Origin of the sequence: Magnetofaba australis IT-1 (genome assembly GCF_002109495.1) — a bacterium.
GTDB lineage: Bacteria > Pseudomonadota > Magnetococcia > Magnetococcales > Magnetococcaceae > Magnetofaba > Magnetofaba australis.
In genome coordinates this window covers 660,214-674,914 of sequence record NZ_LVJN01000020.1, presented here as the reverse complement: position 1 = coordinate 674,914, position 14,701 = coordinate 660,214, and the positions used below count along the sequence as shown (strand labels likewise).

Genomic DNA, 14,701 nt, shown 5'->3' with positions numbered 1-14,701 from the left:
CGGTCACTGGCTAGACAAACCTCACAAACCATCCAAACCCCAAATCGTTTCGTGCAAGTCTGGTCATCACTGACCACACCACCAGCACAAACTCACCCAGCCAACCAAACCCCGTGACAGGCTGTTCTCTCGCCTGCCTTCATCACCAGGCCTACGCATGCCTCTGAGAGGTGGCGCCCATTTGTCGGACAGGTGGTTAAGGTTGAGTTTCGCCTATTGAGCAGCAGGAGAATGATATGGCGAAACGCAAACAGCATTCGGCGGCCAGCCAGTTCACCAGCCAAGCCTTCACGGATGTGTTGAAAGACGCTGGAGCTCGGATCTCCATGGATGGCAAAGGCCGTTGGCTGGACAATGTTTTCATCGAACGCTTATGGCGTTCCCTGAAACACGAGTGCGTCTACCTGAACGCCTTTGAAACCGGCTCACAGGCCCGACAGGACATTGGCGAACGGGTCTTCTTTCTACAACAATAACCGGCCTCATTCCGCCTTGCCGGGGTGGACGCCAGATCAGGTCTATCAGGGGCAGGCCTTCAACAAAGCAGCGTAACTGGCGGACTCAACCTTATCGAGGCCTCTGATCTGTCCAAATAATGGGGCCACTTCTGTTCGAATCCTCTCGGGGACGCCATTTTATCGCGCCACCCATCACACGCCCAAGTCACCTCCTTCTCAAGCTCTTCCACTCGCCTCCCCCCTCCCCTTGCGCTATGCTCGCAACTGAATTTGCGCCATCGTCCGTTCAATAAAATGCGCCACGCCCGCATCGTCAGCCAGTGAGTCCTCTATGACCCGTATCCTCGCCATCACCTGCTCGCGCGCCGAATATGACCTGATGTCCGGGCTCTATAAACGCCTGCACGCGGCCAACGATTTTGAACTCAAGCTCCTGGTGGCTGGGGCGCATCTCTCGCCCACATTTGGACGCAGCATCGAGCAGATTCGCGATGACCAGCTGGACATCCTGCTTACCATCGAAACCCTGCTGGACGCCGATTCGCGCATCTCGCGGCTCAAATCCGCCAGCCTGCTGCTCACCGGCGCCATCGATACCGTGGCGCAGTATGATCCCGACCTCATCCTCTACGCCGGGGATCGCGAAGAGGTGATCATCGGCGCGCTATTGGGCGCCTATCTGGAGATCCCCACTGTGCACTTTTTCGGCGGCGACCACTCCCGCGACGGTCATGTAGATCATCCGGTGCGTCACGCCACATCCAAGCTCTCTACCGCGCATCTGGTCTCGTTGCCCGAGCATGAGCAGCGGCTGCTGCGCATGGGCGAAGCCCCCGAGCGAGTGCACTGCATCGGCAGCATCGCGTTGGATCGCTTTGTGGAGCATCAACCCGCCGCAGAGGCTGACGCCCTGCGACAGCTGGGCTTGGATGACGCCTTCCACAGCTATGCGGTGGTGATCTTCCACCCGCTGGCTGAAGAGAAGGAGCATGCGGCAGGCTACTTCGAACACATCCTGTCGGCGTTGGAAGAAGCGAAAACACCCGCCCTGGTGAGCGCGCCCAACGCCGATCAGGGCCACCGGGATCTGCTGGACGTGGCGACGCGCTGGCGCGACCGGCCCGGCTTCTTCTTCTATAAAAATCTTCCCCGCGCGTTGTTTCTGGATATCTACAAGAACGCGCGCCTGCTGGTGGGCAACAGCTCCAGCGGCATTATCGAAGCCGCGTCCATCCCTCTGCCGGTGGTCAATGTGGGCATGCGCCAACGGGGCCGCTTGGCCGGGGAGAATGTGATCTTCTGCAACCCGGATCGCGCCGCCATTGTCCAAGCCATCGATGAGGCGCTGGGCGATTCCATGGCGCAGCGCCTGACCACCCTTTCCAACCCCTATGGCGATGGACGCAGCATCGACCGCGCCCTGCGCCTGCTGCGGGAGTTGGATCTGCGCGCGCTGCTGCCCAAACGCGAGGATGTGTTGGATGCCGTGCAGGCGGATGACAAAACTCGGACATTTCATGGGGATTTAAGATATTGAGGGCTATGCCCTCAAACACCCCTTAAGATCAAGAGCCAAACCGTGGGCGCCGCCCACACCCGCTGGGGGCGCGGCCCCCAGACCCCGCCGCCGACCAGTCGGCGGCCAATAGTCAGCGCCAGCCGAGCCTGCGTCACGCAAACATTGGCCGTTGGGTGCAGTTATTGGTTTGATTCGCTAGAACTCTCAATAAACTCCGCAATTTCAATAAGGCTGACGCCAGCATGTTCTTTCTCATCTTCACCGCGGTGATGGGGCTGCTCAACCTCTACCTCTACCGCCGTTTTCTGCGTCGACAGCACCTCCTGCCAAGCAAGTTGGGATTGGGATTGGCCCTGGCGCTGATGGGCGGCGAGATCCTCTACGCCGCCGACCGCTTCTTCGGTTTTCTGCCCGACAGCCCCACACTGATCATGCTGCTGGGCGGCTGCATCGGCGTCACCTTTATGCTGTTTGTGATTGCAGTGATCTACGATCTGCTGCGCGCTGTGGGAAGCAAAGGCACAACGCACTTTGATCCGGCGCGGCGTCAAAGTCTGCGCATTCTGTTCGACGCCGCATTTCTGCTGATGGCGATCTCCTATCTGTGGAAAGGGGTGCATCACGGCGGCAAGACGCCCGCCATCCGCCGCGTCACCGTACCGATTCCAGGACTCAAGACCGACAAGTTCACTATTGTGCAGTGGAGCGACGTGCATGTGGGACGCACCATCAAGGCCCCTTTCGTGGGCGATCTAGTGGAACGCACCAACGCGCTGAAGCCCGATCTGGTGGCCATCACTGGCGACTTGGCGGACCTGCCCGCCAACCGTGCAGCGGCGGACCTGGCCCCTATTGGCCAGTTGCAGGCGCCGGTCTGTTATGTGCCGGGCAACCATGAGTACTTCCACGGCGTGGAGGACATTCTGGCGTACTTGGAGATGCTGGGAGTCAAGACGCTGCCCAACGCCAGCCTGCCCATTGGCGGAGCGGATCCGTTTTTGACTGTGGTGGGCTTGAACGATCTGATGGGCAATCGCTGGGGCGTGCGGCCGCCGGACTGGAACCAGGCGTTTGCCGGGGTGGATCAGAGCAAGCCGGTGGTGGTTTTGGCGCACCAGCCCAAATGCATTGAGCAGACCGACCATCACCGCTGCGACCTGATGCTCAGCGGCCACACCCACGGCGGGCAGATCTTCCCGTTCGGGCTGCTGGTGATGTTGGCGCAGCCCTATCTGGCCGGGTTGCATACGCATAGCAACGGCCAGCAGATCTACGTCAGCCGGGGAACCGGCTATTGGGGCCCGCCGGTGCGGGTGCTGGCGCCCAGCGAAATAACCCTGCTGACTCTGGTCCCGGCTTAAGACGACAGAATGCACTTATTTCTTGACACGAAATTACTATTAGAGCATCTTTGCATAATCAAACTTGCATTTAAGAGGTCACAGTGAAATCTCTAGCCATTTTTAACAATAAGGGCGGGGTTGGAAAAACAACCTTGATCTATCACCTGGCCCATTCTTTAGCTGATCTTGGTCACTCTGTGCTTATGTTTGACCTAGATCCTCAGTCAAACTTATCGCTATTTGGCCTCGCTGAAGAAAAACTGCATTCTATTTGGGAGGCCGAAGATTCATTCATCGACGACTATAGAATAGCAAAAGAAAATACCAGCCCATTATTGTTTGACGAACTTCTTAACTCTCCCAGATCTTCCCATTTTCTTTTCAAGCCTGTTGAAGACGGTGCTGATGAACCAGCAAGACTCCCACCTCCACATAAAATTACTGATAAACTCGGCCTTATTCCAGGACGACTAACACTACATAGATATGAGGATAAAATTGCTAGCAGATGGAGCGAAGCTTTTACTGGTGATCCACTCGCAATCAGAACAATTTCTAATATAAGGCAGAAATCTATCCAGTATGCTGAAACACATGGATACGACTATATCTTAATTGACACATCTCCCAGTCTTGGAATTTTAAATAAGATCATAATCTCTACCTGTGATGCATTTATGATTCCATGCATGCCTGACATGTTTTCTCTGTATGGCGTTAAAAACATCGGGGCATCTCTGACAAAATGGAACAAAGAATTTGAGACTATGTATAACCTGCTGTCTGACACAAAACGCAGACCGTTGCCTAGCAAACGCGTAAGCTTTGTTGGTTATACAATTTATAATGCAAAGAAATATAACCAGCAAAGTAATTAGTATGCATTAGCGCAGGCGCATTATCATTATGCGAAGTTACTTCCTGAGACAATTAAGACTCATCTGCCAAACACTTCTTATCAACACCTTTCGTCTCAAGAAATCGAGAATCCGATTGGCAATACTGCAATTATGCATACTCACTCAACCTTGCCAAATATGGCACAAAAGTATAAATGCCCAATGTGGAATGTTCCTGATCAGAGTTTAGAGGAAACTGATATCAATACGATATCTGGAGGGAAAGGCAGATTTAGAGATACAAAAACAAAATACAGTAATTTTGCAAAAGAAATCATATCTAGAATGGAAGCCCTGGGGCACTGAGTCATGGACATCAATTCGATCATCGACGTCTACAAAGAAAATTCCGCCAACCTTGAAAGTTTCATGACTGCTGTTGAAACATACTTCCGGCGAAATGAGAAACTGATTAGTGACGACACTATCTATACAATCAAGTCCCGCATGAAAGACCCTGAACATCTACGTAGCAAAGTGACGAGAAAGGCAGAATCTGGAGCAGTTATTAATGAGAACAATATTTTCACAGAAATAACTGATTTATCTGGCGTCAGAATTATTCACTTATACCCAGGCCAGTTCATCAAAATTCATCAAGCCATCATGAGTCAAATAGAGAATAATGAATGGGCTCTCAATGAGAATCCCACTGGTTATACATGGGACCATGAGACCGCACAGAGCCTAGAGGAATTAAACATAGAAGTCAAACTTAAGCCTAGTTTCTACACAAGCGTCCATTATGTTGTGAAGCCTCGCGAAGATGCTAAATGGTGCTGTGAAATACAAGTCAGGACACTTTTTGAGGAAATCTGGGGAGAAATAGATCACTCTGTCAACTATCCGGTTAATAGCAGTGATAAAATCGTAAGAGACCAATTAAAAATCCTTGCCAGACTTGTCTCGACTGGAAGTCGTCTTGCTGAATCAATTTATAAAATGCAGAATGGCGTCACTTAGATTACAATCTCCTCCAGGGCGTCGTCGATGTCGGCGAGCTTGGCTTGCAACACCGCGCGAGCGTCGCGCACCCCCTGGTTGTAGAATGCGCCGCCCATCTCCTCGGTGATAAACGTCAGCAGCGCGTCGGCCTCAAAGCGACCCAACTCCTGCCCACTCTCCTCCAACAGAAAATCCTGCAATTGACGCGCAAGATCCTCACGCTCAGCCTCGGTAAATTGAATCCGCGCCATCCCCAACCCCTCCGCCAACTAATGCATTGTATTGCCACCCCACGCCCCGACCGACCGCCAGCCAATCCCCGCAGCGCGACGCACTCGTCAACCTATTGTACAGTAAAATGAAATCCGTTCCGCACAAGCGTCAACTGCGCCACACTGCCTTGACTTTTACCGCCCAACATTCCACCATGACGCACCCTTAGGTTTAACAAAACGGACAACGTTGGCGGTATTGTTGACGCGAGTTGTCGTCTGCGCGCAACCCCAAGCCGCCCACAGCCCAACGCCATGCGCGCATGCGAAACCACGCGCCGTCGACGCATCGCACGGCGCTGCGCCCACCAGCATCTTTGACGCCTGCCATATGCAGTGGTCAGGCGGCTTTCATTCGCCACACAGGAGGCCCCCATGGCGGATATCCCGGCTCAACTGGTCACCTCGATTCTCTCCACCTCCGGCGTGCTGGCTGGGGTGGATCGCAATAGCTTCGAGAAGATGCTGCAGCACCCTGACGTGAAGATGGTCACCTATAAAAAGGGCCACTATATCTATCGTCACGGCGACGCGGCGGAGAATTGCTGGATCGTGCTCAAAGGGCGTTTGGTGACCGAAACCTTGAGCCTGCGCAAGCCGTTCCACGAATCGTGCCTGCAGGTGGGCGAGATCACCGGTCTGATGGGGGTGTTGGATCCCGGCGCCAAATGGCCGGTGTCGCTGGTGACCGACAACAAGTCCGAGCTGATTGAGATTCCTGGCCGCGTAATCCGTGAGGCCGAGGGCAATCTGTGGCCGGTGATGGCCGCCAACGTCGCCCGCATCATGATGTACCACCTCATCGACTGCCGCAGCCAGATGGATCGATAGCAACAAATCGCGCCGCTCGACGCCACGTCAGGCGGCGCAACATCTCGCGTTGAATCACGCCATCAATTGCTGCTTCTCCAGCTCCACCAGCTTATCGCGGTAGATGGCGGCCTGCTCGAACTCCAGATTCTCCGCCGCATCCTTCATCAGCTTCTCCAGCTCCGCCAACCGCTTCTCCAGCGCCGGTCCCTTCAAGTGCGCATTGCGATCCACCTGGGTGTTGGGCTTAGCTCCCTTCTTGCCCTTGCGCCCACTGGGCTTGACCTCAGCCCCTTGCTCATCGTCAATCTTGATAGCGGGCGGGTCGAAGAACTCGGACAGAGCGTCGCTGATGCCCCGCTTGATGGTGGTGGGGGTGATGCCGTGCTGGACGTTGTAGCGCTCCTGAATGCCGCGACGCCGCTCGGTCTCGGCCAGGGCGCGCTGAATAGAGCCGGTGCGCTTGTCGGCGTAGAGAATCACTCGTCCCTCTGAGTTACGCGCGGCGCGGCCGATGGTCTGCACCAGGGAGGTCTCCGAGCGCAGGAAGCCCTCCTTGTCGGCGTCGAGAATCGCCACCAGCCCGCACTCGGGGATATCCAACCCTTCACGCAACAGGTTGATCCCCACCACCACGTCGAACTCGCCTAACCGCAGATCGCGGATGATCTCCATGCGCTCGATGGTGTCCACATCGGAGTGCAGATAGCGGACTTTGATGCCCAGATCCACCAGATAGTCGGTGAGATCCTCGGCCATGCGCTTGGTCAGGGTGGTGGCCAGAATGCGCATGCCGCGCTCGATGGTGAGCTTGATCTCGTGGATCAGATCGTCCACCTGATGCTCCACCGGGCGAATCTCCACTGGCGGATCCATCAGGCCGGTGGGACGGATAATCTGCTCGATGATGCGACCGCCCGCCTGCTCCAGCTCCCACACCGCCGGGGTGGCGGAGACGTGGATGGTCTGCGGGCGCATGGCGTCCCACTCCTCGAACATCAAGGGGCGGTTATCCAGCGCCGACGGCAGGCGGAAGCCATACTCCACCAGGGTGCTCTTGCGGCTGCGGTCGCCGCGATACATGGCGCGCACCTGCGGCACCGAAACGTGGCTTTCATCCACGAACAGCAGGGCGTCCTCGGGCAGGTATTCAAACAGCGTCGGCGGCGGCTCGCCCGCTTTGCGGCCAGTGAGAAAGCGGCTGTAGTTCTCAATGCCGGTGCAGTAGCCCAACTCCTGCATCATCTCCAGATCGTGGCGGGTGCGCTGCTCCAGGCGCTGCGCTTCGAGCAGGTGGTTCTCCTTCTGGAACCAGTCCACCCGCTCGCGCATCTCCTCCTTGATCTCCGCCATGGCGCGCACAATGGTGGCGCGCTGGGTCACATAGTGGCTGGCGGGGAAGAAGGTGACTTTCGGCGCCGCGCCGAAATTTTCGCCGGTGAGGGGGTCGATCTCGCTGATGCGGTCGATCTCATCACCGAACAGTTCAATCCGAATGGCCCGCGCCTCTTCGTGGGCGGGAAACACCTCGATGGTGTCGCCGCGCACGCGAAAAGTCCCGCGCTGGAAGTCGATGTCGTTGCGCTTGTACTGCATCGCCACCAGTGACCGCAGCGCCTCGCGCTGGTCGATCTCCTGCCCAGCGCTCAAGGTGAGCGACATCGCCTCATACGCCTCCGGCGAGCCCAGACCGTAGATGCACGAGACCGAGGCCACGATCACCACGTCGCGGCGGGTGAGAATGGCGCGGGTGGCGGCGTGGCGCATGCGGTCGATCTGCTCGTTGACCGACGAATCCTTCTCAATGAAGGTGTCCGAGCGCGGCACATAGGCTTCCGGCTGGTAGTAGTCGTAGTAGGAGACGAAGTACTCCACCGCGTTGTTGGGGAAGAAGCTTTTGAACTCGCCGTAGAGCTGCCCGGCCAGGGTTTTATTGTGCGCCAGGATCACCGCCGGGCGACCTAACTGGGCGATGACGTTGGCCATGGTGAAGGTCTTGCCCGAGCCGGTGACCCCCAGCAGCACCTGATCCTTGCGCCCTTCACGCAGTCCGGCCACCAGTTGCTCAATGGCTTGGGGCTGATCGCCGCAAGGGGCGAACTGGGCGTCCAGTTGGAATTTTGCCGGTTCAAACAGCTCCATGGGGCAACCTTTGCTTCTATTGATCTATCTATGTGTTTGGAGAAGTGCGGGGAAGATGAAAGAGAGTAGGGCTTCGCCCCAGACCCCGACCAGGGCTCCGCCCTGGACCCGCGAGGGCTCTGCCCTCGACCCGCCAGGAGGGACGCCCTCCTGGACCTCGGGAAGTGTCCAGTTGGTCGCCATGCATGCACGGTTGCGCTTTTCGACGTCTGCTTGCCTACGCGTCGTTCTTATTAAGGAATCTAGGGCGCCGCGCCTCTTGTCGCAAGCCGGGGCGCGCACCCTCCGCTTGGCACGAATCGTGTTATTGAATATGCAGGAGATTCCAGTCCAGCGCCACGAGGAGCGGCATGGCGAACCCAAACGCCACCATACAGCAACCAGACCCGCACACTCCGCGCGCCCATACGCGGGTCGAGCGTCTGTTCGACATCATCGGCGCGTTGACGCTATTGACGCTGTTTTCCCCACTCATGCTGCTTGTTGCGTCAGCCATCTGGCTTTTCCACCCAGGACAGATCATCTTCTCCCAGCGTCGCGGGGGGCTGCATGGCCGCCCCTTCACCATCTATAAGTTCCGCACCATGTGGGTGAGTGAAGATGGCGCCGATGTGCAACAAGCGGTCAGCAACGACCCACGCATCACGCCCCTCGGGCGCTGGCTGCGCGCCTGGTCGCTGGATGAACTGCCGCAACTGTTCAACGTGCTGCGCGGCGACATGCGCCTGGTGGGGCCGCGTCCCCACGCCCTGGCCCATGAAGCGACGTTCAAACAGCAGTGCCCCTGCTACGCCCTGCGCGATGTGGTCAAACCCGGCATCACCGGCTGGGCGCAGCTGCATGGCATGCGCCAGGAGATCACCTGCCGCGCCGACCTGGCCCAGCGCATTCAACTGGACCTCGCCTACGTGCGCGCGCGGTCTTTCGCTTGGGATCTCTCCATTTTGCTGAAGACCCCATTAGCCATGATCCAACCCATGGGGGGCGCGCCCCATCCACAACGCCGCCGTCGCGCCCCTGTCATGGGCTGAACGGATCACTCTGCCGCCAGCGACGCCAACCCCTCCTCCAGCGCCAACTCCAGATCGGTCTGTTCAGTAATCACCACATGGGTTCCATTCTGCGCCAGCCGATTGCGCAGACCCTGCCCCACACTGGCGGTGATGTAGAGATCCACCCCATCGATGGGATGCGGCTGACCATGCGGCCAATCATGGAACGCTTGCCCCATCGGCAACTCCAATAGCTCCTTGTTGACCACCACGCCCGCCTCCACGGTGTAGAGCCAATAGTTGCGACATTTGCCCGCGTGTTGGGTGACGCTCTTGCGATTCTGACTGGTGATGGCGACTTTCATGCTTTTTCGCTCCTGTGGGGTGTAACGACTCTCTGTCAAAAATATCAATTCCGCCTCGGGCGATCACCTGACATGTGGGCAAAACGAACGCCACACCAGGCCAAACCCGAGGAGGACGCAACCGACTTATTTTGTTGCATTCCTCTCGCATCAATCCAGAAAATGTTCAATATTCCTGTGCGTTTTCAACAGGAAAACGAACACCCACTGAACACTTGATGATACACTTTAGTTACTCTTTTTCCGCGAACCTATGCTGAAAATTGCTATCTGAACGTTCAAATATCAGCGTATGATGAAACTCTGATATTGATTGAGGCCGGAAGGGCCAATTGAGTTCCCGCACACACGAAGACCATACGCATAGGAGCGTTAGCAATGACCAAGCAAGACCTGATCGAAACCATGTCGCAAATGGGTGGCCTGAGCGCCGAGAAAGCTGAAGAAGTTGTTGAACTGATGATCGCGCAAGTCGAGATGGCCCTGGTGGCCGGCGAGAGCGTGGAGATCGGCGAGTTCGGCAGCTTTGCGGTGAGCGGCGCCGACAACGCCAACAACGTGAGCTTCCAAGCGGCCGAGAGCCTGAGCAGCCTGATCAACTAAGGCTGGTCACTCGACCGTCCAGCCCGGGCAACCCCCTCCCGCCCGGGCTGCATATGCGCAGGGCCGTCCCCCTCTCGACGGCCCTGCTTTTTTTGCTCGCAGCAATCACTCAAGCCGCCGGTCACTGCGTCGCTGCGGCGGGTTGAACAGCGGCGGCTCCCGACTGCGCTGGAGCGCTGCGTTGCGCGGCCAACTCGTTCAGTTCTTTTTTAATATCCTCAACGCGCTGCTGGACGCCCATCTGCTGGGCCAGCGCCAACGCCCGCCGCAAACGGCTCTCCGCCGCATCCCACTGCCGACGCTGCATGGCCAATTTGCCCAGATCGTGCAATCGATTCACCTGCACGCGCACAAACCCGATCTGCTCGGCGATCTCCAGGCTGGCCAACAACGCTTTGTGCGCGGCGTCAAGATCCCCCTGTCGCCACAACACCACGCCGATATTACCGCGCGTCGTGGCGATCATACGCTTCTCATCCAACGCCTCTCCGATGGCAAGACTCTTCCTCAGCGCCGCCAGGGCTTGGGTCCACTTTCCCTGCATTCGGTAGATCAGTCCCAAATTGCCATATTGATCCCCAATCCCCTGCTGATCCTGCACCGCTTCATAGAGGGCGATGCTCTTTCGCATCAGCTTTTCGGCCTCGGCATACGCTTCACGCCCCATATGAACCAGCGCCAGATTCGCCGTGGTCGAGCCGAGCAGGGAGCGATCTCCCAACTTCTCGGCCAATGCCGCCGCCTGCTGGTAATAGTCTTGCGCTGTCGTCAACTCGCCTTGCAACTCCGCCAGCGTGCCCAGATCGCCCAGTCCATACGCCTGCAACCGCACATCGCCCAACTCGCGCCCGAGATCAAGCGCCTGCTGGGCCATTTCCCGCGCCTCTTGCCATCGGCCCAAAGCGCGCAATACACCCGCCAAGCGCGTGGAGCCATAGCCCGCCGCGCTTCTGTTTCCGGCGCGCTGATCAAGCTGCAATGAGTGGCTGAAATGGCTCTCCGCCTCAGCCAACCGGCCCTCTCCAAGCGCCACGCGCCCCAGCGCCACCAATGCCCTGGCCCACCCCTCGCCACTTTGCAATTTGGCGTAGAGAGCCACGCTCTGCTCGGCCATATCACGCGCCAGCCCCATCTCGCCCAATCTGTACGCCACATCACTCAAATGGCGATAACTGGAAGCTTGACGCGCCTGATCGCCGCTTTGCTGATGCGCCGCCAACGCTTTCAGGTAATAGGCGCGCGCGCCGTGCGGATCGCCCTTGCGCTCGCGCAGCATGCCCAGGTTGTCCAGCACATTGGCCAGCAGCTCGCCGCCATCCACCTCTTGCGCCAATGCCAAAGCTTTCAGATAGGGCGCTTCGGCGCGTTGCCAATCGGTGGATTCAAACAGCGCCGCGCCCAGATTGCCCCACTGACGCGCCTGCTGGTAGACATCGCCCAACTCCTCGTATAGGGCCAGACTCTTGCGCCACCACTGCTGGGCGCCAAGCGCGTCGCCAGCGCCGCTCAACGCCTGCGCCAGGTCATCCGCCGTGGAGGCGGCGCGCTGTTTCTCACCCATGGCCAGCCAAGCTTCGAAACTCTTGGCGTAGAGCGTCGCCGCCTGTGCGGCCTCGCCGCGCTTTTCCGCAACCGCAGCCAGCTCGTCATTGGCGTAGTTCTGCAACCAGGCGTCTTGCGTCTCTTTGCCAATGGCGAGCGCCTGTTGAGCCAACCGAAGCGACTCCTGCAGCGCGCCCAGAGCGCGCTCCACGCCGCTCAATCGCACGCTGCTATAGCCCCCCCTGCGCCGACGCCCCAGTTTGAGCTCCAGCGCCAACGCTTGGCTCAGATGCGCTTTGGCCGGTCGATCCAACCCCTGCCTGCGCGCGGCCTGCCCCATCACCGCATGCCCTTTGGCGATCCCCTCTTCATCATCGATCGCCGTCGCAAGCCGCAAGCTCTCCGCTCCATGCTCCCACGCGCTTTCAAGCCGCCCCACGGCAATCAACGCCTCCCCGAGTGGCCAATGGGCGTAAGCCCCGGCGTGTTGATCGCCCAACTCCTGCGCGAGCGACACCGCCCTTTGGTAGGTCTTCAGCGACTGCTCAACACGACCTAACTTCTCCAGTGATGTCGCAAGATTGATGGCGGCGTTGGCCAGCAGCGTCTTATCCTGCGCCTGCTGCGCCAATTGCACGGCTTGTCGACTATGCGCTTCCGCCTGGGCATAATCCCCCAACAGAATGTAGGCGCCGCTCAAGTTGCCCCACTCCTGCGCCTGCCCACGCAGGTCGTTGAGCTGCTGAAACAGCGCCAAACACTGTTTGCCCCACGCAATGGCGCCCTTCAGATCGCCGCGCAGGGAGAACACGCTCTCCAAGCCATTGACGGCATAAGCCTGTTCTTGCGTGTCTTTGCTCTGCTCCGCAGAGGCCAAAGCTTGCCGATAGAGCCGCTCGGCGCGATCCAGCTCGCCCTGCTCCTCGGCGATAGCCCCCAAATGGCGACTGGTGAATATGACCCCTTGCGGCATGTCCAACGCTTTGGCCTGGGCCAGACTCTGTTCCAACAACGGGATCGCCCGCTCCAGATCGCCCCTCTTCTTGGCGATCAATCCCAAATATCCCAGCCCCAGCGCCTCATTGCGCTGATCGCCCCGCGCCTGGGCATGGCGCACCACGCGCTCAAACGCGCGCCGGGCTTCGGGCAGATTGTTCTGCTCGACCATCTGATACCCACGCCGCTTCCACGCCGCAATATTGTTGGCGCCGGAATCCACTGCCGTAGACGGCTTCGGAGGTGGAGCGACGTCGAGCGCCTCTGATGCCGGCTGCTGTGGCACAGGCGGCGTTGTGAGCGCAGGCGCCGACTGATCGCCTGCGCCGTTGGCGGGCGAAACGGCCTGCGCTGGGGAGCAGAACAATGCCGCGCCAACGCTCGCAACCACAAACACGCCGACAACTGGCGCCCACCGACCAGCAAAATACATCACCAACCTCCGTATATCGCCGCGCCAGAACTCAGACCGCCACGCAGACTCACAACCTGCTCTAAATCCTGACTTTTCACCCACGCCACAAGCAGACGCAGAGCGCTCCCCCCTGTTCGCCACACATGGCGTTAACGATGGCGCCGCTGCCGCGCTTCACGACGCTTATCCAGGGCGATCAACGCCTTCTGCCCCACTTCAATGCCATCCAGATAGCCGCTCTGCTGCGCCACAGATAGCGCCTCCTGATAGCGCGACTTGGCGCTGCCCCAGAGTTCGAACTTCTGCTCCAGGCGACCCAAACGCACCAACGCCTGCGCCAACTGCTTATCCTTGCCGCCTTGTGCGCGCAACCCCTCCACGCGCTGGCGCAAGCGGTGAAAATCCGCCAACTCCGCATCCAGATAGGTTCCGGCTGCGCCGGAACGATCCAAAACGCGATCAACGGCGGCGCGGGATGGCGGCGCCTTGCTGGGCGAGAATGCGGAAGAGCGCTTCGCAGTCGGCTGCGACGCCCTGTCTAAATTGCGCCTGACTTTATCCAGTTCAATAATGCTTGAGTTCAGAACGCTTTTATCTCCACACGACCTGGCCAACGCCTCTGCGCGCTGCAAGTAGGTCCGCGCGCGCAGATAATCCCGATGCCGTTTCGCCAACAGCCCCAGGCGCAACAGGGCCTTGGCCATATTCTGCTGACTGTCGGCTCGCTTGGCCGTCCCTAATGCCTGAAACAGATAGAACTCCGCACGCTCCAAATCGCTCTGGGCCATCTTGATCTTGCCCATCAGATAGAGCGCATCAAACAGGGACGTTGGCTGCTCCTGTTGGCGCGCCAACGACAATGCCTGCTCACCAATACTCTCCGCCTCCGCCAACCGATCCAGATTCAGCAGCAGCAAACCGTAATAGCCCAATATATTGAACTGAAGAGAGGAGTGTCCCAGATATCGCGCCGTCGCCACCGCGCGTTTGAAAGCCTGATCCGCCTCCTGCGAACGCCCCAACTGCATCTGCAACCGCGCCAGCCGCCACCAAGCTTCCGCATGCAGCGGATCCCATTTGACCGCATTGCGGAGCAGCCCCATCGCCGCCGTGGCGTCGCGGGTGAAGAAAAACCGCCCCAACCCCCGGGCCAATTTGGCGCGAAAGCGCAGCAGAGCCGATGGCTTGACTTCAAACAGGGCCAACATTTGCGCCTGATCGCCTTCATCAACGGAAGCCGAATACGCCTGCGCGGCTTTGGCCGCAGCCGCTGTGATGAGATCACTCTGCGCCGCCTCCGCCCGCAAGATGCCGCCGTAGAGGGCGACGCACACCACCAGACTCCAGACCATAACTCGAATCATCACGCATCCCAAAATGTATTAAACATCACAAAAAAA

General features: G+C 58.5%; 12 protein-coding genes and 1 pseudogene. 8 read left to right on the top strand and 5 right to left on the bottom strand.

What is annotated here, in order from left to right; translation table 11 throughout:
* Positions 1-266: 266 nt before the first annotated feature.
* The 5 genes and pseudogenes from MAIT1_RS15220 to MAIT1_RS15200 all read left to right on the top strand — a co-directional run.
* Positions 267-552, top strand: a pseudogene (locus MAIT1_RS15220) (transposase); the annotation flags it as partial.
* 237 nt (positions 553-789) lie between these two features.
* A complete protein-coding gene (neuC, locus tag MAIT1_RS15215; RefSeq protein WP_085444411.1) occupies positions 790-1,995 on the top strand; it encodes a UDP-N-acetylglucosamine 2-epimerase in 1,206 nt (401 codons plus the stop codon).
* A gap of 224 nt (positions 1,996-2,219) precedes the next feature.
* A complete protein-coding gene (locus tag MAIT1_RS15210; RefSeq protein ID WP_085444410.1) occupies positions 2,220-3,338 on the top strand; it encodes a metallophosphoesterase in 1,119 nt (372 codons plus the stop codon).
* A gap of 83 nt (positions 3,339-3,421) precedes the next feature.
* Positions 3,422-4,198, top strand: a complete 777-nt coding sequence (locus tag MAIT1_RS15205) for a ParA family protein (RefSeq protein WP_198947915.1) — start codon at positions 3,422-3,424, stop codon at positions 4,196-4,198.
* Between the two features lie 330 nt (positions 4,199-4,528).
* A complete protein-coding gene (locus MAIT1_RS15200; RefSeq protein ID WP_085444409.1) occupies positions 4,529-5,182 on the top strand; it encodes a RelA/SpoT domain-containing protein in 654 nt (217 codons plus the stop codon).
* On the opposite strand, the gene MAIT1_RS15195 is transcribed toward MAIT1_RS15200, so the two are convergent.
* Positions 5,179-5,415: a DUF2164 domain-containing protein gene (locus tag MAIT1_RS15195; protein WP_085444408.1), complete on the bottom strand. Its 237-nt coding sequence runs from the start codon at positions 5,413-5,415 to the stop codon at positions 5,179-5,181. The two genes, MAIT1_RS15200 and MAIT1_RS15195, sit on opposite strands and share 4 nt — an antisense overlap.
* A gap of 396 nt (positions 5,416-5,811) precedes the next feature.
* Between MAIT1_RS15195 and MAIT1_RS15190 the strand changes: the two genes are divergently transcribed.
* Positions 5,812-6,267 carry a Crp/Fnr family transcriptional regulator gene (locus MAIT1_RS15190; RefSeq protein WP_085444407.1) on the top strand — a complete coding sequence of 152 codons (456 nt, stop codon included), beginning with the start codon at positions 5,812-5,814 and terminating at the stop codon, positions 6,265-6,267.
* 54 nt (positions 6,268-6,321) lie between these two features.
* Here the strand turns inward: MAIT1_RS15190 and uvrB are convergent, their stop codons facing one another.
* Positions 6,322-8,388, bottom strand: a complete 2,067-nt coding sequence (gene uvrB / locus MAIT1_RS15185; RefSeq protein WP_085444406.1) for an excinuclease ABC subunit UvrB — start codon at positions 8,386-8,388, stop codon at positions 6,322-6,324.
* Between the two features lie 350 nt (positions 8,389-8,738).
* Between uvrB and MAIT1_RS15180 the strand changes: the two genes are divergently transcribed.
* Positions 8,739-9,419, top strand: coding sequence for a sugar transferase (locus MAIT1_RS15180; RefSeq protein ID WP_085444405.1), 681 nt, complete (start codon positions 8,739-8,741; stop codon positions 9,417-9,419).
* A 5-nt stretch (positions 9,420-9,424) separates the two neighbouring features.
* Here the strand turns inward: MAIT1_RS15180 and MAIT1_RS15175 are convergent, their stop codons facing one another.
* On the bottom strand, positions 9,425-9,745 hold the full coding sequence (locus MAIT1_RS15175; protein WP_085444404.1) for a NifB/NifX family molybdenum-iron cluster-binding protein: 321 nt from the start codon (positions 9,743-9,745) through the stop codon (positions 9,425-9,427).
* Between the two features lie 378 nt (positions 9,746-10,123).
* Here MAIT1_RS15175 and MAIT1_RS15170 point away from each other — a divergent pair, with 378 nt between their 5' ends.
* Entirely contained in the window at positions 10,124-10,348 is a 225-nt protein-coding gene (locus MAIT1_RS15170; RefSeq protein WP_085444403.1) for an HU family DNA-binding protein, read from the top strand.
* 121 nt (positions 10,349-10,469) lie between these two features.
* On the opposite strand, the gene MAIT1_RS15165 is transcribed toward MAIT1_RS15170, so the two are convergent.
* Together MAIT1_RS15165 and MAIT1_RS15160 are read right to left on the bottom strand one after the other, a co-directional pair.
* Positions 10,470-13,109 carry a tetratricopeptide repeat protein gene (locus tag MAIT1_RS15165; RefSeq protein ID WP_158089534.1) on the bottom strand — a complete coding sequence of 880 codons (2,640 nt, stop codon included), beginning with the start codon at positions 13,107-13,109 and terminating at the stop codon, positions 10,470-10,472.
* A 341-nt stretch (positions 13,110-13,450) separates the two neighbouring features.
* On the bottom strand, positions 13,451-14,665 hold the full coding sequence (locus MAIT1_RS15160) for a tetratricopeptide repeat protein (RefSeq protein WP_085444401.1): 1,215 nt from the start codon (positions 14,663-14,665) through the stop codon (positions 13,451-13,453).
* Between the last annotated feature and the right edge of the window lie 36 nt (positions 14,666-14,701).